Source organism: Micromonospora sp. NPDC023869 (genome assembly GCF_055559695.1).
Genome location: NZ_JBVHKD010000001.1, coordinates 268,798 through 294,136 on the forward strand (window position 1 = coordinate 268,798; position 25,339 = coordinate 294,136).

Below are 25,339 nucleotides of genomic sequence, written 5' to 3' on the forward strand. Positions count from 1 at the left end.
TCAGCAGTTGGCCAGGGTGTAGGTGAGCACCTCCAGCAGGGCCGCGTGGTGCTCCGCCGGTCCGTCCACGTGGCCCGGGATGCCGTGGGCACCGACCTCGTCGCGGAGTTCGTCCAGGCGAGGCACCCAGTACATGCGGTGGGTGGGGTTCGCCTCGCAGCAGGCCACGTCCTCCAGTGCCTTGCCCCAGGCGTCGACGAAGCCGGGTGTGCGGGCTTCCTCCCGGGTCATCCGCAGCACGATGGCGACCGCGCCGAACACGGTGGCGTTCCAGCGTCCGTCGTCGACGCGGTCCTGCTGTTCGCCGACGACCCCGGCGGCCAGGGCGGCGGCCCACTCGCGGGCCCGACCGTCGCTGTACATGAGGCGGAGCAGGCGGTCGTCCCAGGGTTTGCGGGACAGCGCATCCGGCTTCGGTTCGAGGTAGTCGAGGGCGAAGGTGACCATCATCGGGCCCTGCACGCTGGTGCGGGGCTCCATGTCGAACGTCTGGATCGGTTCGGTCGGCTGGTAACGGGACTCGGCCGGGTCGATCGCCCCATTTGCCGCCCTGACCAGTTCGAGTACCGCCTTGTGGGCGGAGAGCAGTCGGTTGTCCGGGTCCCGCGCCTGGAGGTGAGCGAGCTCGTCGGCGACGTACGGGTGCCGCAGGTCTGCGACGTTCTCGCGGAGGTACTCCTCTGCGGTGGGCCAGTCGGGCTGCCCCAGCCACTCGGAGAGGGTCACCGATCCGGAGCGCGCGACCGGACCCGTGGTGATCTGACCGGCGCTGGTGAGAAGCGTCGGGACGAACGCCGACGTCGACCAGCGTTGCGCACCGTCCGGCCCGGTGACCTGCCAGCCGGCGTCCGCGCCGGTGGTCTCTGGACTGATCAGTGCAAGGTTGTAGCGGTTAACCAGCGCGGTCAGGGCCGCGGCGGGCGCGGCGGCGACCACGATCGGCTGGAGCTTCCGTTCGCCGAGCTTGATCAGCGTCATGCCGAGCATGGTCAGCACGGCGCTTCGTTCGTCGACTCCGGCACCGCCCTCGACCACCACCACCGGACGTCGCACCGCGCGTGCCGCCCGCGCCACCGCTTCGGCGACCGGTCGCTGCCGCCACCTGTCGACGTCGCCCACGACCAACAATCCGCCGTCGTACGCGGCACCCCGGGGTGCGTCGATCCGAGGCGGTCCGAACGGCACCGGGTGCCGCTGTGGCGAATCGTGCACGCCAGACGGGTAGCCGATCACCAGCAGCGCCATCATCGACGCGTCGGCCGACGCGTCGAGCGACTCCGGCGGAGGCTTGGGTTCCGATTCCCTCCCCGGCTCCGGCTGCCGGAACCGGACGAACGCACCCTCAGGCTCGACCATCGGAGCACCGACGACATCGGCGGTCAGCGTGCCCAACCGCACGTCCCCGTCTCCGGGCAGGATGTGAGCGGTCCCGACCGACACCGTCACGTCGGTGCGGCGCGCCTCCTGCACGCGCTCCCCGAAGCGGGACAGAGCCTGGAGCTCCGCCGCAGTGCCCTCCGCGTCACCGGGGAGGAAGAGCACCAACAGCAACGCGCCCTCGAACCTGGCGCTGCTGCGCGCGAGTTCCCGGGTGAAGTTCCGGGGGCCGTACCGTCCGTTGCGGGTGACCACCTCGCCCGTCTGTGGATCCAGCGTGGCGTAGACCGACCACACCCCCGGCCGGAAGTCGGGCATCCGCCGCACCGCGTGGAACGTGTCCAGGGAGTCCTCAGGGTGCGGGTAGTAGATCTTCGAGTTGAACTCGTACCGTGACTCGACCTTCGACCTGCTGTTGTACACGCTCGGCGCGACCGGTTCGCGTACCTGGTCGGCGATGAGCCGGGCCGCTTCGCGCAACCACCGGTCCAGATCATCAAGCGGCCCGACTCGGCCCGACGAGTACCGACCGGAGAGACCGTCCAACGCCCAGGTGCCGGTCTGCGGATCCCGACGCATGTTCCCGGCCACCCCGGCCCGGGTCAGTCTCGCGGTGCCGTCGCCCTCGAACCGCGCGGCCAGCGAGGGATGTCCGGGACCGTCGAGCATGTCCCGGACATCGGCCAGCGTGACGGTCGGGTCAACCTTCCACATCGAGGTGAGCAGGTCGTCGAGCTGCGCCCGCGACATCGCGTCGGTCGCGGTCTCCGAGCCGACGAACACCAGGAGGTCGCGGGGGTCCTCACCCTCCTGCGCCTCGGCGAACGACCCGCGTTCCAGGACGAGGAAGAGCCAGTCGTGGCCCGGACGCCCGGCCCAGACCTCGGGTGTGAAATCGGCCAGCGGCATCCACAACGGATTGAGCCGGACGTCGAGTCCGTCCGTTGCGTCGCCCCACACCACACCGCTCTGCGGCGCCTGCTCGATCTCCGGCACCACGAAGGCTCCGACGTTCTCCGGCCGGTCGTACCACCGTGAGGCGGTCGGATCGACGGGGCCGTCGGTGGGGAGCACCAACGGCGCCGGGTCCGCCGCGCGGTGCTGGACCAGGAACCAGCCGTCGCCCGCCTCCTCGACGAACCGGGCCCAGGACAGTCGCTCGGTGGAGGTGTCGCTGCGAGCAGGCCGGTAGACGAGCAGGTCACCGTTGCGTAGTCGGGTGCCTGCCTGCGCCTGTCCGGAGACGCTGACGAAGATGACGCCGTCACCCCGTTGCAACGCGCGAAGTCTGTCGTCCACCGTGGTCGCCCGTGGGGATTCGGCGGCGAGCAGCGAGCGCATCCGGTAGGGCACGTCCATCATCACCATCTGCTGCTCGTGCAGCTGGGTGGCATGCTCGGCGGCGGCCTGGAGGTCCGGCTGCTCCAGGGCCGAGGGGTCGATCCCGTCGGCCGGTCCGCCGGCCGTCAGCCAGCGCAGGGCGAGCAGCGGCGACGCGTCGCCGACCGGCCACCAGCCCTCCGGAGGCGAGGCGAGACGACCGAGCCGGACCGAGCCGTCGCCGTCCACGAACAGCTTCGGGGCCGGCACGTCGTCGCCGAGCGGAGGTACGGGCCGCAGCGTCAGCGCGGTACGCACCTCGCCGGTCGTCGGCAGGTCCGCCACGAGCCGCAGGCCGACCGTGGCCGCACCCGTCACCAGGTCACCGCCGAGCGGTGTGGCGGTGCCGCCGTCGGCGGGGAAGTACCAGAACTCCGAGGGCTGTGCCCCGTGGAGATCGACCGTGCCGTCGGAGCGCCGATCCGCCCGCACCGCCGACACCCTTCCCTGCGGGTCGAGTGCGATGTCGTCGAGGGGAGCGAGCACGCCCTGCCGCAGCCGGTCCCGGAAGCGATCAGCCAGCGGGCCGTGTGTGCCGTCGCCACGGGCGGCACCGCCGACCAGCAGGACCAGCGGCGCCGAGGTGTCCGGTGCCCGCGCCGCCCAGCGGTCGATCAGGTCGGCTCCGGTGAACCGGGCGGTCACGTCCCGGTGGCGTCGGCCGTCGAGCACCACCGGCACGCGCGCCACGTCCGTGGTCGGGTCGTACTCGGCGTACAGGGCCCGCGACGAGCCGAAGGCGGCCGGCTGACCCCACGAGCCGGTTGGATGGTACGACTGGAAGAGGTCTCCGCCCACCCGGCGCACGAACAGCGTCGAGCCGCCCGCCGGGTACGTACGGGCGTCCTCGTCGCCCAGCACCACCAGGTCGACTCCCAACGCGACGGCGAACACCGCGGCGACCTCGTCGAGGATGGCGGAGTTCCACATCCGGGGCGCACCGATCGCCGCGACCAGCAGCGCGGCGGCATCCCGGGCCGGGTTCGCCTCGGGCGACCCCGCTCGCACCAGCGCCCCCGCCGCGTCGGAGTCCGGGGTGAGCAGGGTGGTGCCGAGGAACCGGTACAGGCGTGGCGTGTCCTCGTCCGCCATCGCGACCAACCGGGTGCGCAGCGACGGCTCACCGGGTGACAGCTCGTTCAGGCCCAGTGCCCCGGCGAGCAGGGTGACCGCCTCGTCCGCCAGGCTGCCGATGATCAGCTCGCCGATGGACCGGATCGTGAACCGGTGCGGATCGGCGCGGACGACCTGTCCGGCGTGCTGGAGCAGGGTGGCTTCGTCCCGTACGTGCGCCGGCAGCTCCAGGCCCTGGGCGCGGGCGCTGTCGAGCACCGCCCGAGTCAGACTGCCGGGCTCGGTGCCCAGGTGGTATTCCCACTCGTCGACGACGGTGGGTTCGCCGTCGGCCAGCAGCCTGGTCGTGAGCGGCTCCACGCGACTCGCGGGCACGAGAGGCGCGGGCTGCCGTACCCGCCAGATGACCGCCATCATGATCACGGCGCGTAGCGACGGATCCGCCACCTGCGCGAAGGAGGCGAGGGCCAGCGGTGGCACCGCGCTGACCCGGCGGTCCAGTCGACTGTGGTCGTAGGGGGCGAACTCGTATCCGAGGTGAGCCAGCAGGTCGGGATGACGAGCCGGCCCGCCCGGCAGCCCGTGGATCGCGGCCAACGCGCCGAAGACCGGTCCCGCGGTGTCCACCTCCGCCACCCGGACGACGTCGCCGGCCGGGGTCTGGAATTTCACGGAGACCGTCGTGGTCCCGGCACTGTACAACCGGCTCAGTTCGGTGTGGGCGGACCGGCGGTCGTGCTCGTCTTCCAGATCCCAGTCGCGGGACTCTGGCTCCGATCCGGTGACCCCGGGCAGGTCGACGTCGATCCGGACCCCGGGGAGGTCGACGTGCGCCCACATGATGTTCTGCTGGTCGAATCGGCTGTCGGCGGTGTACCCGACGAGTTCTTCCAGCCGGGCGTACATCTCCTCGATGTGACGGCCGTATCCGACGGTGATGCTCCGGAACTCGACGTCCAGTCTGAGGGCCATACCCAGGGCCGTGAGCACCCGCTCCGCGTCGTCGACCGACAACGCCGAGAGGTCTTCGAGGGTCCAGCCGGCGTCCCGCGCGGCCCAGAAGACCTCGGCGACGTCGCCGTCGAAGTCCTGGATGCCGTGCAACCGGGCGATCCACTCCCGGAGCCGGGTCGCCGTCGCCTCGGGCGTGAGAGAGGCCGCCGGTAGCTCGGCGACCTCGCGTGCCGCCGCACCGTCCGCGCCGGGCTGGGGGTGGGCCGCCGCCAACGTGACGAACTCCAGCGCCACGTCCAGCGTGACCTCGGCCAGTTCCGCGACCGTGAGGGCGTCCTCGATGGGCACACCCGCAAGCTGGTACTGCTCCCTGAGGTGGAGCAACTTGAGTTCCTCCGCGTCGCTGACTCCCAGCAGACGACGGGTGAGCGAGTCGCGCGGCGGTACCTCGCCCACCTGCTCGCGCAGCAGGGTGGTCAGTTCGTCCAGCACCACGTGCCGAGGACCACCACGGTCGACGCGGACCGCGATCTCGCTGCGGATCGGGGCCAGCTCGCGCGCGTCCACCCGGCCCCGGTTCGCGAGCAGGAACACGGAGGGCCCGTACGGGTCGTCCGACAGCTCCACCGGCACCCGGCCGACCCGCACGCTGTGTCCCAGCACCAGCAGGTAGCTCAGACCGAGCGCGTCCGCCAGGGATTCGATCTCGTGCCGGCCCCAGGAACCGCCGGGCGTCCTGGCGTCGTGGTACTCACGGACCCTCTCGACGACCTGCGCGAGGTCGTCGAACGTCGCCGTGCCGATCCGGTCCAGGTCCGACGGGTCCATGCCCAGCACGTCGGCGGTCCACTGCCTGTCCGAGGAACGTAGCTCGCGCCCGGTCACCGGCTGGTGGGAGTCGAAATCGACGTCGACCAGGAAGGCCAGTTGCTGGCCCGGCTTCTCGGTGATCATTCCTACCCGCTGGGCCACGTCACCGAGAACGCCCCGGATCCAAGCGGCATCGGACTGCGCCGCCACCCCTCCGGCCCGCAGGAAGGGTTGCAGCAGCCGCACCGGCACCTGCAGATCCAGGGCCGACTGGTACACCGCCTCGTACGGCGGCTGGACACCCCATGCCCGGAGCCGGCCCGGCGTCCGCTCGGACAGCTGCCCCTGCGCCCTGGCCTGCTGGTAGACGAGCTGCGGCGGCACCTGCGCCTCGGCTGCCACCGAGTGCACCACCTTCGGGTCCAGCCACGGACGCTCGCGTCGATCCTCCTCGATCTCGCGCTGGTGCACACCGAATCGCCGAGCCCAGAACACGGCCAGCAGGTTGTCCACGAACTGCGCGGGCGGGAGATCGTCGGTGCCAGCCGGAGTATCCGCCGTCGCCGACACCTCCGTCGCCGACATGCCGCCGGTCAGTCGGTCCCAGGTCCGCATCGCCGTGGCGAGTTGTCCAGCTGCCTCGACCACCTGGTCCGCCACCGCAGCCGTGATCAGCGACGCCGACGGCGACGCGGCGGACCCGGCCGACACCAGCAGCCGGGTGACGTGCACCGCCGCCGTACGGATCACCAGGTCGGCGTTGCGGTAGGCGTGCCAGGTGGAGCCGGGCCGGCTCAGCGGTTCGAGTCGGGCGTGCACCTCGGCCAGCATCTGCACGGGCGCGTCCCGTCGCCCGCCCGGCTTCTGCCCGGGTAGCGCAGCCGCCAGGTTGGCGAGACCAGCCGGCGTGGTCGTCTCGTCCACTCCGGGTATCGATCGGTCGGCGTGGTGCTCCGTCCACCACCGGACGGCGGCGGTCAGGGCTCCGGCCGCACGGGTGGCTGCCTGGATCACGTCGCCCGGATCGGCGACGGGGTGGTGGAGCGTCAGGGTCACGGAGCGGGCCGTACCGACGATGATCGCCGCCTGCCGGGTCAACGCTCCGACGTACGGATCGTCCGTGACCGCGTCGACCTCCCGCCACACCGAGGTCGGGTCGGCCATGACGACGTCCCGCGACCGGCGCAACTGCTCGACACGGCGGGTCAGTTCCGCGACGTGTACGGCCCGGATGCGATCGGCGAGGTGCAGTCCCCCGCCCTGCGGACCGGCGCCGACCTCGGCGAACCGCAGCAGCTCCCGGACGTACCGTGGCCGCTGATCGTCGGCGGACTCGCTGAGGATCGACGCGTCGCTCCGATCCGGCCAGGCCGACCACTCCTGCGCGTGACCACCGCCGTCGCTATGCGGTCCCGGCCGGCCGAGCGCGGCCCACCGGGTGACGAATTCCTCGATCTGTCCCGCATTGGGCCGTACCTCGGAGGGCATCTCCCGGATCCGGTCGAACAGCGGGCGCAGCGACAGCAGCCCGCGCGGGTCCGTCTCCCAGGTGGCCGCCAGCCAGACCACGTCGTACGGGAGCTGCATCCTGTCGAGCCGGTAGGCGATCCAGAGCAGCTCGACCGGTACCCGACCGGTCACCTCGACCAGTCGTACCAACGCCGGTGCCTGCGTGGCCGACAGCCCGAGGCGGTCGGCCAACTCCGACAGGCGCGCGCCGTCTACTCCCGGCAATGCCGTCACCCGACGGAGATAGGCGACCCGCACACCGAGTTGTTCCGCCCACTGCGCCAGGTCGGTCTGGGCGGGCGCGGCAACGTCCAGCTTCCGGGCGAGCGCCCGGGTCAGCTCGGCCGTGGTCGCCGTCTCGGGTGCCACCGGCACGAGGGCATCGGCCACCCGCTCGCTCGGCACATCGCCCAGAGCGGCCCAGACCAACTCTGCGATCGTCGGGGAGTCCACCAGCGGACGTAGGTGCTCGACGGGGAACCCGAGGCGCGCGGTCCACCGCACCCATCTGACCACGTCGGCGTCCGCCGGCAGCAGCGCCGACACCGCTTCGGCGACCCGCTGCCCCTGACGGCGCAGCTGTGCCGTGTCGTCCGGACTGGCGACGGGCACCGATGCGGCGGCCATCCGCAGCTGGTCCCCCAGGGCCAGCGCCAGGTCGACGGGGGGTACGCCGAACCGCTCGGCCGCCGCTTCCAGAGCCGCCGGGCCGGCGAGGCCGGACTCTGTGGCCAACGTCGCCAGGCTCCCGGCCGCCCGGCTTCGGCCGGTCAGTGCTGCCCGCACGTGGGCGGTGGGCAGCTCGTGCAGCAGTTCCAGCGGTACGCCGAGTTCGCGCAGCTCTCCCAGCGCGGACCGGTCGGCGGGCGACAGCTTCGACCGGCGGATCAGGCGCATCAACCACACCAGGTCGCTGTCGGTGCGGACGCCCTCCCCGGCCAACTCCGTGCGCAGCAGGTCGACCCAGGACCCCTCGTCCGGCTCGATCTCGCGGGAGCCCGCCGCGACGCGCACCAGCACGTCCCCCACCGCCACCACGAGTTCCGGCGGCACCCCCAGGTCGCGGACCACACCGAACAGCGGCCCGGCCCCGGCGAGCCCGATCTCTCGCGCGTGGGTGCCCACGTCGAGCGGAACCGTGCCGAGCACCTCGACCAGGTTCACTAGTTCGGTGACCTCGTCACCCTCCATGGCCAGCCGTTGAGCCAGCCGGTCGACCTCGGTCCGGTCGAACGGCAGTTCCCCGTCGTCCAGCAGACGAGCCGCCTGCGGACCGGTCATCCCGACGCGCCGCAGCCAACGCGCGTCCTCGGTGTCCGCCACCCGAGTGTCGAGCCCTGGTCCGGACCTCGGCGCAGGGGCGACCAGGTCGACCGGGAAGTCCGTCGCGGGCACTGCGGGGAGCAGCGCCTCGCCGGTGCCCGACGGATCGGACGCGGGCGGCGCCAGGTGAGGTAGATCCAGTGCTGCCAATCGCTCGTGCATGTTCCGATAGCTGGTGGTGCGATCGGCCGCCGAGACCCGCGCCGTCCGGCCGTCCGCCGCACCGAACAGCAGCCGCAGGTGGGAGTCCACCGCCGCCAACGCCGCACCGGCTCCGGGATGGTCGTCGGCAGCCAGGCGTCGCAGGTCCGCGAACCGGTCCGGCATCGCCCAGGCGACGAACCGCACCTGGGCCTCGGCCGTGGCGAGCGCATCCGGCAGATCGGATGGCGAGCCGGCATCGGGTGATGCCGGAGAACTGCTCGACCCGGTCGGTGCCGTGTCGGTCCGTCGCGTGGTCGGCGCCACGACAGACGCATCACGAATCGCACCGGGTGCGCCACCGCGCAGGCGGGGCAGCCACTGCCGGCTCGCGGTCAGGTAGTAGTCGGCGGTCTGTTCGCCGGTCTCCGGGTGCCGGCCGTGCACACCCGTGTCGTCGACCAGCACCGGCACGAGCAGCCACCGATCGGCGCCCGGCACCGACTGCTCGACCCTGATGTGGCTGGTCAAGCCCTCCGGTGTCGCCTCGACCGGCTGGTGCCGGACGATCTCGGTCAGCTCGGCCGTACGTTCCCGCAGGCGGTGGATCTCCGTCTGCACGGACAGGATTTCGTCCGACAGATCGGCGATCCGCGCAGCGGCTGCCGTCGGTTCGAGCTCGTCGCGGTTGCGGCCCTCCTCAACGGCTGTCCGGTCGGCAGTCAGATCCGTGAGAGCCTTCGCCCTGTCGATCAAGGCACGCTGCATCTCACGGAGGCGGACGCGGTCGACACCCGCTGCTTCTACCGGGGTGACCTCGCTCGCGGCCACGAACAGGGCGGGCGTGAACCCAGCGGTGGACCAGTGCACCCGACCGTCCGGACCGATCACCCGCCACGGTGCGGCGGGACCCGCCTCGTCCGCACCGACCACGGGCAGGCCGTGCCGGCGTACCAGGGCCGTCAGTTCGGCACTGTGCGTGGCCGCGAGCACCAGCGGTAGCTGACGTCGAGCGCCGAACAGCGTCAGCGTCGCGCCGAGCGCGGTCAGCGCCGCGTGTCTCGGCTCGGGCTCCGGGCCGACCACCACCACCGGACGCGCCCAGGAGGCTGCCGCCTCGGCCACCGTCTCCGCGAACGGCCATTCCCGCCACCGGTCCAGGTCACCCACGACCAGCACGCCGCCGTCGTAAGCCGTGCCGGGAGGCGCCTCGATGCGGGGTGCGCCGAACGGCACCGGATACCGCTGAGTCTCCGCCTCCGCATCGGACGCTTCCCTACGCTTGTACAGGCGCCGCATCGCCGCATCGGCCGAGGAAGCGAGTCGCCTCGGCTCGCCGTGCAAGGTCAGCTTGACGAACTGGCCCTCCTCCTCGATCAGCGGACCGCCGCGATCGTCGGCGGTCAGCGTCCCCAGCCACACGTCGGTGTCCCCGGGCAGGATGCGGGCAGGGCCGTCGTTGACGACGACATCCGCGAAAATCCGGCGGCCGTAAACGGCCTGCGCGAACCGCATCAAGGCTCGCCGATCCGTTGCGGATCCCTCGGCACCACCGGGCAGGAAGAGCACCAGCAGCAGGGAGACCGTGTCGTCGAGGCCCGCACGGTGGAGTTGGTGGTCGAAGGTCTGTGGACCGTATCGGCCTTCTCGGGTCACCACCTCGCCGGTCGCCGGCTCCAGGGTGGCGAAGACCGAGGTGTAGGTCGAGTACCTGGGCATCCGCCTGACGGCGGCGAAGGTGTCCTCATTGTCGGCAGGATGGGCGAAGTAGAGCCCGGCATGGATCTCGTGTCGGGCGGCAGGCCGTCCCGTGCCGGACCCGACCCGGGCGCTCAGCGGGAGCACCGGTGCCCGCACCTGGTCGGCGACGAACCGCGCCGCGACGGTCAACCAGTCATGCATCGCATGAGGGTGGTGCTGGAGACGTTCCTCCGTGTCGTTGAACCTGCCCGAGAAGTCGTTCATATACCAGATGTCGGCGTCGGGGTTCCAGCGCAGTTCGCCCGTGACACCGGCAGGTGCCACGAGGGCCGCGTCACGTGTCGCCGGGTCGGTGGAGAACCGCACTGCCAGGGAGGGATGGCCCGGGCCGTCGACGAGGTCTCTGACGTGACCCGGAGTGGCCTCCGGGTCGGTCCGACGCAGCATCGCCAACAGCTCGTCGAACTGCCAGCTCGACATCGCGGCTGACGCGGCCTCCGAGCCGACGAACATCAACAGGTCGTCGGGATGCGTCCCGGCCTCAGGATCCTCCTGCTCCGACCCGGTGTGCGCCCGACGTTCCAGCACCACGAACATCCAGGTGTGACCGGGCCGCCTGCCCCACACCTCCGGCGTGAACTCGGCCAGCGGCATCCAGAGCGGGTTGAGTCGTACCTCCAGTCCGTCCACGTCGGTCTTCTCGGTGACGGCAGAGATCTGCTCGACCGGCTTGACGAAACGCGGCAGTACGCCGGCCGGGCGGTCGTACCGTCGTGACTCGCTGAGATCGACGCTCTCCGGGGACGGCAGCACCGGCTGCTGAATGCCCCGAAGTCCTTCGCGCACCACGTACCAGCCGGGTCCGGCCTCCTCGACGAACTGGCCCTGGGACAGCCGGGTGACACCGACGCCGCCGTGGACCGGCCGGTAGGCGAGCAGTTCCCCGTTGGGCTGTACGACGGCCGCGCGGGCCGTCCCGTTCTGGCTGAGGAAGACGATGGAGTCACGGGGCCAGACGTCGGTCAGCCGGTCATCCACCCGAGCATTTCCCTCGGGCTGTTCGGCGAACGCGGCCAGCACCAGTGTCGTCAGGTCCGCCGGCGCCATCCGCTCCCCGCGCAGTTTGACGGCCTGCGCAGCGGCGAACTCCAACTCCTCCTGCCGCAATGCGCTCAGGTCGAGCCCCTCATCCGGACCGCCGTCGAGCAGCCATCGCAGGGCGAGGTACGGCGTGGCGTCGCCGAGCGACAGCCAGCCCTGCGGTGGTGCGGCGGCACTACCGAGTCGCGCCGTGCCGTCGCCGTCCACGAAGAGGTGCGGCACCGGCGCTTCCTCGACCGTCGGCCGGGCCGGTCGGGCCGCCAGGACGGTCGCCCCGGCGTCGGGGAGCGGGAGGTTCACCACGATCGGCAGCCCGAGGGGTTCCGTGCCCACCGCGAGGTCGTCTCCGAGCGACTCCGACCCACCTCCGATCGGCGGGAAGTAACGGAACTCGCCAGGCTCCGTCCGGGTGAGGTCGACGGTTCCGTCCGGGGCGCGGACCACGGAGGCCGCCGAGACCTTCCCGTCGGCACCCAGGACGATGTCGACGGTGCTGGCGATGACCGGGGTGGCGAAACGGTCCCGGAAACGGCGGGCGAGCGCACCGTGCGGGCCGGACTCGTCGGCGGCCCCGCCCATCACCAGGACCAGCGGCTGCGGTCCCCGGGCGGGGTGGACCGCCCACTGGTCGATCAGTTCCTGGCCGGTGAGGTCGGCGGTCAGGTCCCGCAGGCGCCGACCGTCCAGCCCGGTCACCACGAGCGGCAGACGCGCCGCGTCGGTGGTCGCGTCGTACTCGCCGAAGATCACCTGCGCGGGTTCGATCGCGGTGAGCTGGGCCGGCACCGGTGCGGGGCGGTAGGACTGGAAGCGGCCCCGCTCGCCCCTGAGCAGGTGGAGGGTCGAGCCTCCCCCGCCCGAGTACCGGCGGGCGGCGTCGGACCCCACCACGACCAGGTCCACGTCCAGCACGACGGCGATCACACCGAGGATCTCCTCGACCAGCGCGGAGTCCCACAGCGTCGGGTCACCGATCGCGTCCGGCAACAGGTGTGCGACCTGGCTGGCAGCGGTGGCACCGCCCGCGCCGACGCGGCTCAGTGTCCATGCCGCGCCACTGCTCGGCGAAGCGACGGCGGTGCCGAGAAGTCTGCGCAGGCGCGGATTGCCCTCGCTGATCATTCTCATGATCGTCCACCGCAGGCTCACCAGGTTCTGAAGTGACTCGACCCCGATCGGCAGCGCCTCCGCCAGGCCGAGCAGCGCCCGGTCGTCGAGGTCTTCGGCGACCAGGTCACCGATGGTCCGCAACGGGAACCTGGTCGGGTCGTCCTGGACCGCCTGCCACACGTGCCGGATCAGATCGTCCTCGTCGCGCACCTGCGACGGTAGCCGCAGCCCTTGGGCGCGGGCGCCGTCGAGGACGGCCCGGACCAGGCTGCCGGGTGCGTCACCCACGTCGTGCGGCACCAGGTGGTGCTCGTCGGCCCCGACGGGGGCGGGATCCCTGTCGTCCAGGAACCAGGTGGTGGTCGTACTCGGACGGTCGGCTACGACCAGGGGTGCGGGCTGCCGCAGGCGTGCGATCGCCGCCGCCATGACGACGGCCGCGGTCGGCGGATGTTCGATGGACAGGAACGGGTCGACGTGTAGCGGCTCGGGCCGGCTGACCCGACGATCCAGTCGCATCGAGTCATACGGGTCGACCTCGTACCCCAGATATCCCAGCAGCTCTGGGTGCATCGTGAGGTCGCCCGGGAGGAGGATCACGGCGATCAACGCACTGACGGTCAGCGGCGTCAGGTCCAGTTCCGCGATCCGCACGGCCAGGTCGGGAGAGGCAGCGAGGGAGACGGTCGCGGCAGCGACACGTGTTCCGTCCTGTCGGAGCTCACGCAGGCCCCGCTCCAACTCCTCCCAGGTGACCGGTTCGTTCGTGAGGACCCATTCCCGCCGGGTCTCGACCGCTGCGAACGCGGCGAAATCAGCGTCGACCGAGTGCGACACGTGAACGCTGACGCGAACCGGTGAATCGAGCTCAGCCCACTGGGGCATCGGCAGCTCGAGGCGGGCGCCGGCGACCTCGTCGACGAATTCGGTCAGCGCCTGGAGAAGCTGATCGGGGTCGTGGCGGTACCTCGAGACGGTGTTGTGGAAGCCCCCGATGAGCCCCGCCTCCGAGGCGGACGCCGCGAGGGCTTCGAGCACCTTCGCCCGCTCGTCCACGGGCAGCGCCGACAGTTCGTCGAACGTCCAGCCGACCCGCCGCGCCTGCGCGGTCAACGGCGGGTGGAGGCGTGTGGACGCCCAGGCGATCCCGCCGAGCCAGTCGACCCACTCGTTGACCATGCGTGGCAGCGCCGCGAGGTCCACGGTGCGGACGGGCGCCTCGGCCTCCGGCCGGCCCTGGGGTACGGGACGGGAGCCGACCGCCAGTCCGATGGCGTCGGCGGTCAGCCAGAGGTTGACCTCACCTGCCTGGTAGGCAGTCTCGACCAGTTCCGTCGCGGAGACGCCGGCCTGCTGTGCGAGGAGTCCCAGGTGTCGCGGTACCCGGTCGTTCGAGGCCACACCGATCCGGAGCAGTTTGCCGGTGAGGGATTCCCTCGGTGCCGGGGCCTTCCCCTTCGCCCGGATTCGCGCGAGCGCCCGGTCCACCACGACCTGTCGGGGCAGTGAACGATCCATCACCTCGGTCAGCACCGTCCGGAACTGTTTCGTCGCCTCCCGCGAGTCCATCCGCAGTGCGGTGGCGAGCAGGAACAGGTACGCACCGTCCCGTTTGTCCGCCAGTTCCATCGGCACTCGGCCCATCCGGACGCTGTGGCCGGTGACCAGGTAGCTGCTGAGGCCCAGCGCGTCGGCCAGCGATTCGAGGTCGTGCCGTTCCCAGTTTCCGTCGGGTTCGCGGACGGCGATCTCGCGACGCACCATATCGATGAGCGCGAGAAGCGACTGGAGGGAGACCCGGTCGGCGACTTCCAGATCCTCCGGGTCCATGCCGAGGATGTCGGCCACCCATCGATTCGGCCAGTCCTCAAGTTCGCCGGGGCGGGTGGCCTGGGTCGTCCGCAGGCCGACGTCGGTCAGGAAAGCGAGCCGGCGCCGGGGCCACTTCGCGATCCGATCAGGCAGTTGTACCCGTAGCAGGGAACGCTTCACCTGCTCCAGGTCGGGCGCGGTGCCCGCCCTCGCACTCAGCAGGGCCCGCAGCGGCGACAGCAACCGCACCGGCACCGACAGATCGTTCGCCAGGCGGTAGACGTCCTCGTGCGACGGTCCCAGGCTCCAGCTCGCCCGCAGACCAGGTGCGCGCTCGGAGTGGTACCCGTTGCGTCGGGTGTACTCGTAGACCAGGTCGGGCGGTACCTGGAGTCTGCCAGCCGTCGCCACGATCGCCAGGTGATCCAACCAGGGGCGGAGGTAGCGGTCCTCCTCGATCTCGGACTCGGGTACGTCGATGAGCTTCGCCCACGACGAGGCCAGGATGACATCCGCGCTCTGGTCGTCGGTCTCCGCTCTGTTCCGGACCTCTGCCTGACCGTCGGTCACGGCTGCGGCGAGTTCGGCTGCGGACAGGCCACCGGCCAGCCGGTCCCAGGCCGCCACGGCCGCGGTGAGCCGCGCAGCCGCCTCGATCGCCTGGGCGGCGACCGCGTTCGCGATCAACGCCGCACCGGGCCGAGCGGGTATGCCCGCCCCCACCACCAGACGAGCGATGTGCGTGGCGGCCGCCTCGATCACCATGGCAGCCGTCCGATAGACGCTGCCCGCCTCGGTCGTCCGGGTCAACGTGTGCAGCAGTGCGCGTACCCCGGTCAACATCGCGGCCAGGTCGTCACGACCGGCCTGCGCCGAGGTCAATACCCCGCCCGCTGGCAGCGACCGCAGCAGGTCGGGAACGCGCACCGGCCGGGCCGGATCGTCTCCGGCCGACGGTATCGGCCGGTCGGCGTGCCGTTCGGTCCAGGCGCGTACGGCGTCGACCACGGCGTCGGCAGCCTGAACGGCTCCCCGAACCACCTCCGCCACGTCGGGTGCGGTGATGTCGCGGGTCAGCGCGGGTACCGCTGCGGTCGCCGCCGAGGCGACGATCGCCGCCTGCCGGGTCAGCGCTCCCAGGTCGGGGTCGGCGGCGACCTTCTCGGTGTCCTGCCACAGTTCCTCGGCCTCGACGGAACTGATCTCCGCCCACCGACGCAGCCTGTCGCGCCGATCGCGGACCGCCGTCGGCACGAACGTCCGGAGGCGGTCCAGGACCTCCAGCCCGGCTCCCTCCGGGCCTGATCCGAGACCGGCTGCCCAGAACAGTGCCGAGGCGTTCCGGCGGCTCCGGCCGGCACCGTCCGCCCTGGTCCAGGTCGAGCGACCGCTGTAGACGAGCGCGGCCAGGCTCGTGTGCTGAGGCTGCTGCTCGTCATCGTCCGGGATGGACAGGAGGCTGCGGGAACGGTGCGACTCCGACGACGAACTGAGGTCCGAGTCGTCGTCGCGACCACTGGCCGTCCGGGTGGCTGGCTGCGGCGTGCGTACGCTCGGCGCCGTCTCCTCGGCAGTGGGCCACATCCGGAACAGGTCGTCGTCGTCGAAGGTGTCGTGCCGGTCGAGCAGCAGTCCGTCCGCGAGGTCGGCAGCAGGCTCTGCGTGGTACTCCGCACCAGCGCGGCCCGGGTCCGCCCAGCGACCGACCAGCTCCTCGATCTCCTGCATCGACGGTCGCCCCTGACTGGGCATCTCCAAGATCCGTGCGAACAGCGGACGCAGCGGCATCAGCCTGCGCGGATGGATCTCCCAGTAGCTGGCGAGCCAGACCAGCAGATAGGGACCCGCTGGCATGCCCAGCCGGTAGGCGAACATGAGCAGGTCGTCAGCCGACACCCGACCGGTGACCTCGACCAGCCGGACCAGTGCGGCGGCTTGGTCTGGAGGCAACGCGAGGCGGTCGGCCATCGCCGGCAGCGCTCGCCCGTCGACGCCGGGCATGACCAGCACCCGTCGCAGGTAGTAGTCAGGCACACCGAGTCTGGCCGACCACGCGGCCAACTCCTCCGGGGTGGGCACGGCGGTGTGCTGGGGAGCGATCGGCGTCGGGGCTTCCGTCCCCGACATCAGCGGTCCGAGGAACTCGGCGACCCGGCCCCCGGGCACGTCACCCAGGGCCTCCCAGATGAGACCTTCGAGCATCGGAATCTCGGCCAGCGGGCGGAGCCGGTCCACCGGGAATCCGAGCCGCGCACTCCAGCGCACCCAGCGGTCGAGTCCGGGTCCGGTCGACGCGACCTGGGCCAGGAGGCGATCGGCGACCCGCTGCCCCTGCTCCCGGAGGCCGTCCGGCCCCGCGTCGGACAGCGGTGGAGCATCGGACACGGCCGCCCGCAGCCGGTCGCCGAGGGCCAGGGCCAGGTCGACCGGGAGTACGCCGAGTCGCTCGGCCGCCGCCTCCAACGCGGCCGGGCCGGCGAAGCCGGTATCGGCGGCCAGCGCCGCCAGACCGGTGTCGGCCCGACGCCGGCCGTCCAGCGCCGCCCGGACGTACTCGTCGGGCAGCTCGTGCAGCAGTTCCAGCGGTACCCCGAGGTCGCGCAGCTCGCCCAACCACCTGCGGTCGGCGGGGGCCAGGTCCATCCGGCGGGTCAGCCGCATCAGCCACACCAGGTCGCTGTCGGTGCGGACCCCGGCGTCGGCCAGTGCCGGCCGTAGCCGGTCGACCCAGGTGCCCTCGTCCGGTTCGACCGCCGACGAGCCGTCCGCGACCCGGGCCAGCACATCGCCGAGCGCTGCCACGTCTGCGGGGGACACCGCCAGTTCACGGACCACACCGAACAGCGGACCGGGTCCGGCGAGCCCGGCCGCCTCGGACCGTTCCCGCAGGTCCAGCGGCACCGTGCCGAGGACCTCGGTCAGCGCGACCAGTTCCCGGGCGTCTGCCTCCTCGCCCAGCATCCGCACCACCCGGTCGACCTGTCCCGGCTCAAAGCGCAGACGTCCGCCGGTCACCAGTCGCGCGACCTGGTGGGGTGGGATGGTGTTCGAGATCAGCCACGCCCGCGTCGCCGGGTCGGCCACCAGGTCGGCGATCGCGGGTGGCTTCTTGGACCCGGATGCCGTCTTGGACCCGGGTGCCTCCTTTTCCGCCTTGGACCCGGGTGGCACCAGCTGCACCGGGAAGGCCGGCACCGGCACCGCGTGCACCGGCACGACGCTGTCGTCGACGAAGACCGCCGGTGGGCCGGGCGGTGCCAGATGCGGCAGGTCCAGCGCCGACGCCAACGCCGTCAGCCGGTCGTGCACGACGCGATAGGCGGTCGCCACCGCAGCGACGTCCCGCCGCGCGTTGCCGGGCTGCTGCCGGTTCGGTGCGGTGGTCTGCGCCAGAACCTCCCGGTACTTCTCCAGGTCGGCCAACGCCTTGCCGGCACCCGGGCGGCCCTCGTCGGCCAACCGCCGCAGCTCGACGAGCCGGTCCGGCACCGCCCAACTGACCAGCCGTGCCTGTGCCCGGGTCACGACCAGCTCGTCCTCGACCCCGTTCGTCCGGCCGGGAACCGGTGGCGGGATGGGCGGCGTCCGCCGGACGTCCTGCACCGCCGTCGAATCGGGCGCGCCACCCAGAAGGCGGGGCATCCACTCGCCGTTCGACAACCAGAAGGAAGCGGTCACCTCGCCCGTCTCCGGGTGGATGCTGCGCACCCCCAAGGAGTCGTCGATCAGCACCCGATATTCGTCGAACCCCCGGTCACCAGCCGAGCGCCGACGAACCCTGATGTAGCTCAGCAGGCCCCGCGCGGTCTCCTCAACCGGGTAGTCGGCGGTGATCGCGGTCAACTCGGTCATACGCGCCGTCAACCGGGCGATCTCCGACTCAGCCTGCGCCACCTCCGCCGAACTGTCGGCGCGACCGCTCCGCTCGCCCGCCTGCAACCACCCCAGATGCGCCTCCCATCTGGCGAGACGCGCCCGCATCTCCGCCAAACGGACCTGACCGACATCCACCGACCGCGACTCGATCGCGGGTCCGGATGCGGGTTCCGTGGCGGCCACGAAAAGGGCCGGCGTGAACACTGTCGTGGACCACCGGGCCACGCCGTCCGGACCGATCGCGTGCCACCGCGTGCCATGGCCGGCGGTCTCCGCGAGCACCATCGGTACGTGGTGAAGGTGCGCCATCGCCCTCAGATCGGCGAGATCCGCAGTCGCGACCACCAGCGGCCGAAGCGGCCAACGCACGAACCGCTGCATCGTCTCGGCAAGAGAGGCCATCTCGGCAGCCCGTAAAACCGGGCCGGAACCGACCTCGGCCACGACGATCGGACGAGCCGACTGCCGCGCAGCCTCCACCACCGCGTCGGCCTCCGGCCACTCCCGCCACCTGGCCAGGTCACCCACGACCAACACGCCCCGGTCGTAATAGGCACCCGGCGGCGGCTCGATGCCAGGTGCACTGAACGGAACCGGATACTGCTGCCCTGTTTCGTTACCGTGGTAGGGAATGCGATAGGCACCGAGCGATTCCATGGACATGGACGCCGAGGATTGCAGCGGTTGGGGCTGCATGCCCGAGCCGAGCAACACGAACAATCCACTCGACGCCACCACCGGCACGCCGCTGCCATTCGTCACCAAGTTTCCCAGCTGCACATCGTCAAGGCCGGGCAAGATTCGGGCAACCCCGTAGTTGGTCACGATGTCGCTGAAGCGGACCTCCTGGAGCTGCCTCGCGAACCGCACCACTGCCTCAGCGTCCGACGCCGACTCCTCCGAACCGGTGGGCAGGAACAGCACCAGCAGCAAGTTCGTGTCGGTTTCCACATAAAAGCGGTCGATCTGGTTGTTGAAATTCCTCGGACCAAATCGGCCCGCCTTCGTCACCACCTCGAAAGATCGTGGATCCACGGTGGCGTACACGGACTTGAAGCCGGCGTAGGCAGGCATCCGCCGAACCGCTGCGAAAGTGTCCTGAGTGTCGTCGGGATGTACGAAATAGATCCCGGAATGGACTCCTTGAAGGCTTCCGCCCGTCGCCATCCCGGCGTCCAGCTGCACCGTGCGCGGGAGGACCGGCTCGCCGACCTGGTCTGCGACGAGCTGCGCGGCGACGCGCAACCATCGTTGCGCCACGTCTGGCGGGACCGAACGCGTCTCTCCCAACATGTACCTACCGGAGGATTCGTTCATCTCCCAGGTTCCGCTGTCCAGGATCCTGCGGAGTTCGCCCGCGACACCCGCCGAGGTGACGACTGCGGTCCCCTGCCCCTGCGACCCCGTGGTGAACCGGACCCCCAGGGAAGGATGCCCGGGACCGTCGACCAGGTCCCTGACCATCCCCGGCGTGATGTCCGGATCGACCTGCCGGAGCGAGGCCAGCAGGTCGTCGAACTGACCATCGGAGAGCGCGCCGGACGCCGCTTCCGAACCGACGAAGACCAGCAGGTCGTCGGGGCGTCCGGTAGCGACCTCCGTCTCCGAGTCACCGGTGTACGCCCGACGCTCCAGCACCAGGTACAGCCACGTATGCCCTGGCCGCCCCGCCCACAGCTCCGGGGTGAAGTCGGCGAGGGGCATCCACAGCGGATTCAGCCGCGCCTCGGCACCACGAATGTCGTCTCCGCGTGCCTCCTCGCTCCAGGGCTCCCGCTCAACCTTCAGTACCCGGGTGGGTAGCACGTCCGGCGGGCGCTCAGACCACCCCGAGGCGATCGGACCGGACGACCGATCGGCCGGGTACACCGGAGTCCAGTCACTCCGAAGCCGACGGCGAACCAGATACCACCCGGAGCCGGACTCGTCGACGAACCGGGCATGTGACATCCGCTCGGCCGAGGCGTCGCCATGGGTGGGTCGGTGAACGAGCAGTTCGCCGTTGGGCCGCACGGTGGCGGCATGTGCCCAACCCGCAACGCTGACGAAGACGACCTCGTCACCAGGCAACACTGCGGGAAGCCGCGGGTGTACCCGCACTCCACCCCTGGGCTGCTCCGCGAGCACCGACCGTATCCGGTCCGGCAGATCACGTACCGCCCGTTGGCCCAGTCGGAGTCTGATGCTGTCCGACGCGAAGGTCTGGAGGTCTCGCTGTTCGACTGCTGCGTCGGGCACGCGCGTGGACCCGCCGTTCCGCAGCCAGCGGAGGGCGAGGTACGGGCTGGCACCACCGAGCGGTACCCACCCGTCCGGCGGCGTGGCGTACCGACCGATGTGGATGACGCCGTCGCCGTCCGTGAACAGGTGTGGCTCCCGCGCCTCGACCTCGGCCGCCGGGGCGGGCCGGACAGCCAGGACGATCGGCGTGTCCTCGGCCGGCGGAAGGTCCACCACGAGCCGTAGGCCGACGGATCCCGCGCCTGCCACCAGGTCGGCACCGAGCGGAACGGGTGCTTCACCATCCGGCGGGAAATACCAGAACTCGCTTCGCTCCGGACTGTCGAGGTCGACGGCGCCGTCGGGCAGATGGCGTAGCGCGACCGCGGACACCCGGCCGTCGGTGTCGAGCACGATGTCGTCCGTGCCGGCGATGACGCCCAGACCGAGCCGGTCCCGGAATCGGGCGGCGAGCACGCCATCTGCACCGACCTGCTGAGCCGCTCCGCCCATGACCAACACCACAGGAGTCGCGGCACCGGCCTGCCGCACGGCCCAGAGACCGATCAACTCCTCGCCGCCGAGGCGGGCGGTCAGACCACGTTGTTGCTGGCCGTCGGCACCAGCCAGGACGACGGGAAGGCGTACCACGTCCGAGGCGGGGTCGTAGTCGCCGAATATCCCCTGCGCCGCCCCCAGGTCGACCGGTCCGCCGGCGACGCCGGCCGGAAGATAGGGCTGGAAACGATCCCGTTCGACCCGGTGCAGGAAGAGAGTGGAGCCACCGCCCGGATAGGTACGAGCAGTGTCGTCCTCCACGACCACCAGGTCGACGCCGAGTGCGACAGCGAGAACCGCAGTGACCTCTTCGAGCAGCGTCGAATCCCAGAGTCGCGGATCACGGATCGCATCCTGCAGGAGACGCGACACGTCACGGGTCCGGGTGCTCTCTCTCGTCGTCGCCCGACGCACGATCCATTCCGGACCGACGCCGGACAGCGGTGGTGAGATGGCGAGAAGCCGGTTGAGGCGCGGATCGTCCTGGTCGGCAGCAAGTGCGATCCGCAGACGCAGCAGGTCACGTCGCGGGCCGGCCTGCTCGGTGGGCCAGAGCACCTCGGCGAGTCGGAGCATCGTCCGTTCGTCGAGGTCGGCACTGAGCACCGTGCCGATGCTGCGGAGCACGAACCGATGCGGATCGTCGTGCGCGGTCTGCGCCGCGCGCTCGATCAGTGTGGCCTCGTCGCGTACGCCGGCGGGAAGGTCCACTCCCTGTGCACGGGCGCCGTCGAGGATCGACCGAAGCAGGCTGCCCGCCTCGCTTCCCACATCCTGCGGGCCGAGCCGGTATTCCGCTGCCGGGGTCGGGTGGGGATCGGGACCGTCCAGCAGCCAGGTCGTCGATGGTTCCAGCCGGGCAACCGGATCAGGCGGTGAAGACTGTCGTTGGTGCCAGACGGCCGCCGTCATCACCACGGCCCGAGCCGCTCCGGCCGTCAACGGCGCGAACGCCTCGGTGTGCAACGGCCGGACCCAGCTGACTCGGCGGTCGAGTCGGTTCGCGTCGTACGGAGAGACCTCGTAGCCCAGGTACGCCAGGAGATCGGGATACCCTGCCAGCCCGCCGGGCAGACTGTTCACGGCGATCAGGGCGCCGACCAACAGCGGTTGCGGGTCCAGTTCGCTGATCCAGACCTTTGCCCGGGAGTCGCCCGCGACGCCGGTGGACAGGAGAGCAGGCACGGATCGGTGACCCGCCTGCCGTAGTCGACGTAGTTCGGCTGCCACCACCTCCCGGTCCTGAGCACGCGAGAACTCCCACAGCCGCAGCGCCAGGTGGCGCTCTGACGACCCGGAAGAGGCCGTCGGCGGCTGCTCCGGCGCGGCCGGCGGCAGCGTGAACTCCAGGAGCGCGGGAGGGGATTCACCGATCTTCAGCCACAGCGGCAGCAGGTCGTCGATGCGTGCGTCGACCGCTCCGTTCACCAACGGAACGAGGCGGTCGAACATCTGTGCAGCGGCGGCCCCGTCGTTGGCGATGTCGTAGGCGAAGTCGTCAAGTTCGTCGACCACTCTCCCGATGGAGAAGCTCGAGATGCTCTTGAGCACCTGGTCGGCAGCGTCGGCCGGCAGCGTCGTCAGTGCCGCTGAGGTCCAACCCCCGTGGTTGGCGGTCCGCAACACCGTCAGCATGTCGTTCCGCTCGACCTGGAACTCGTCGCGGAGTCGGCCGATCCAGTCGCGCAGGTGACCAGCAACGACCTCCGGCGACAGGTCAGCACGGGAGGTGGCCGTGCCGACGGCGGCCGGTGAACGGTTCGGACCGGTCGTCGCGGGGTCGCCACCGAACGCGAAGCCGACGAACTCCGACACCGTCCGCAGGTCGACATTGCCTGCCAGTTCCGCGGTCTCGACCAGGTCGTCGACGGACATGCCAGCGTCTCGTGTCACCGCGCCGAGTGAGGCCGGAAGTCGCTTGTTCTCGGCACCGAGGCGCAACAGCCGACCGGCGAGAGACGTCCGGGGAGCGGGGGCCCGGTCGGCGCTGCGTAGCTGCGCCACCAGCGCGTCCACCATGAGGTGCCGCGGTCCATCGGAATGAACGGAGGATTCCACCAGGTCGTGGATCGGTGGCAGGTCGCGCGGGTCCACCCCGAGCCGGCTGGCCACCAGTAGCGTGCTCGTGCCGTGCGCCTGGTCTGCCAGCTCTTTCGGCACCCGGCCGATCCGTACGCTGAAGCCCGTCACCAACAGGCCGCTGAGACCCAGATCGTCAGCCAGCAGTTCGATGTCGTGCTCGCTCCAGCCTCCGCTGGGCTCGCGCTCCTCGTGGTGCTCGCGAACCAGCTTCACCACCGAGTGCAGCTTGTCGAACCAGTAGCGGTCGAGGATCTCCAGATCGACCGGATCGATTGCCAGGACCTCGGTGAGCCACTGCTCACCCAGGACACGGAGTTGATCGGGAGCGATGGCGTCGGGTAGGCCGGTCCCGAGGTCGGTCAGGAGGGCGAGCTGTCGCGCCGGATCCTCGATGATCGCCTTCGGGATGCCGGGTAGCCGGTCCAATGAGCGGCGGATCCGGCGCTCGCTGGCCGGAGGCTGCTCGGTCAGCAGGGCCCTGAGCGGCGCCAGCAGTCGCACCGGCACCCGGAATTCGTCCGCCAACTCGTACAGTGCCCGACTCGTGTGGTGCAGATTCCACCGCGTGATCAGTTCCGGATCCCGACGAGAAAGGTGTTCATGCCGGCTGGCGTGCTTATAGACGAGACCCGGCTCCAGCCGCAACTCGGCGGCCGTCTCGAGAACCGCCGAGAAGTCCAACCAAGGTCGGTGGTGATAACTCCATTCGACCTCCTCCGTGGACACGCCGATCCGCTCCGACCACCACGAAGAGAGCAGGACGTCCCCGTCCTGGTTCCAGCTGTCCCGGATGGTCTCGGCCTTCGCCACGACGTCGGCTGCGGCTCCGCTCACCTGCACCGCCGTCAGGCCACCGGCCAACCGGTCCCAGTCCGCCAGCGCGGACGCGACGTTGCGAACGCCTGCGATCGCCTGCGCCACCATGCCGTACGCGGCCAGCGTCGTCGATGTCGGCTTGTCGGCGACGGCTGCCACGACCATGCGGGCGACCTGCGCCACCACGGTGTGAAGGACCCGGGACAGCACCTGATAGGTGTTCCGGGTCGAGTCCGAACCACTCCACGTGTCGAGGAGTCCACGCAGTTCGGCCACCATCGGGCCGAGATCGTCACCTCGTGACGCCGGGCTCCGCCCTGCTTCTTGGCGCAATGCGGCCAAGAGCCCTGGGATGTCTCCGGACGCCACCGTGTCGGCATCGGCCGGAGGTATCGGCCGGCCAGCCTGGAGGTCCCTCCACCATCGCACACCATCGATCACTGCATCGACGGCACGACTGGCGGCGCGGACGGCTTCACCTCGGTTCGAGGCGGTGGTCTCGAGGGTCATGGCAGAAACGGCCGCCCTGGCCGCCGCAGCGACCACCGCCACCCGCCCGATCAGGTAACCCAGGTCGGGGTCGTTGGCCATGAAGTCGGCGTCTCGCCACAACTCCGTCATCGCCCGTCCGGGGAGGTCCTGCCACCGCTGCAGCGCCTCGTACCGCTCGGTGACGGCAGCCAACCGCATCCGGCGAAGGGGATTCACCACCCGCAGCCCGACCCCGTCCGGACCCACGCCGTTGCTCGCGAACCAGAGCAGCGCAGCGACATCTCGGCGGTCCGGGGCGGCGTCATCAGAATCGACCACTATTGATTCGTTGTGGTGGTCCAGCGCGGCAAGCACTCCGCGCTGCTCTGCCATGGCCCGCCGCCGTCCCCAGGGACTCCGGACCGACAAGTCGCCGGTAAGAGAATCCCGGTAGATGGCCGGGAAACTCTCCGAGCCCGATGCCGAGTCACGGTCGGAGCCGGCCTCGGGCTCACCGGCCGGTCGGCCACTCTGAACGCTACTCGCGCTGCTGTCGTCCGCGCTCGGAACCTGCTGCCGGGGGAGGTCCGGGAAGTCGCCCGAGAAGGCCGGGAAGGTCGGGAACTCCGGGAAGTCGGCGAAGTCATCGGCGATGTTCGAGAGCGTGAAGTCCAGGTCTTCCGGAGCCAAGAGGAGCCGTTCCTCGTCCTGATCATGCGATGCCGCCCAGGTACGGACCCACTCCTCGACCTGCCATGGGTCGGGTCGACTGTCTGGAGGCAGCTCCTTGATCCTCGCGAACAGCGGACGCAGTGGCATCAACCGGCGCGGATCAGTCTCCCAGTACGCGGCCAGCCAGATCAGCAGATAGGGATGGTGCGACAGACCCAGTCTGTAGACGAGAGCGAGCGCGTCGCCCGGCACCCGGCCGGTCACCTCGGTCAGCCGGACCAGGGCCGCCGCCTGGTCAGGGGCGAGTCCGAGATGGTCGGCCAACGCGACCACGTCGCTTCCGTCCACGTCT

General features: G+C 70.8%; 1 protein-coding gene (cut by a window edge). It reads right to left on the bottom strand.

The features are described 5' to 3' along the window. Nucleotides 1-25,339: the 3' portion of a hypothetical protein gene (locus tag ACZ31C_RS01300; RefSeq protein WP_465793703.1), read on the bottom strand. 13,496 nt of this gene lie beyond the right edge of the window; only the last 25,339 of its 38,835 coding nucleotides appear in the window; its start codon lies beyond the right edge, outside the window; the stop codon is at nucleotides 1-3.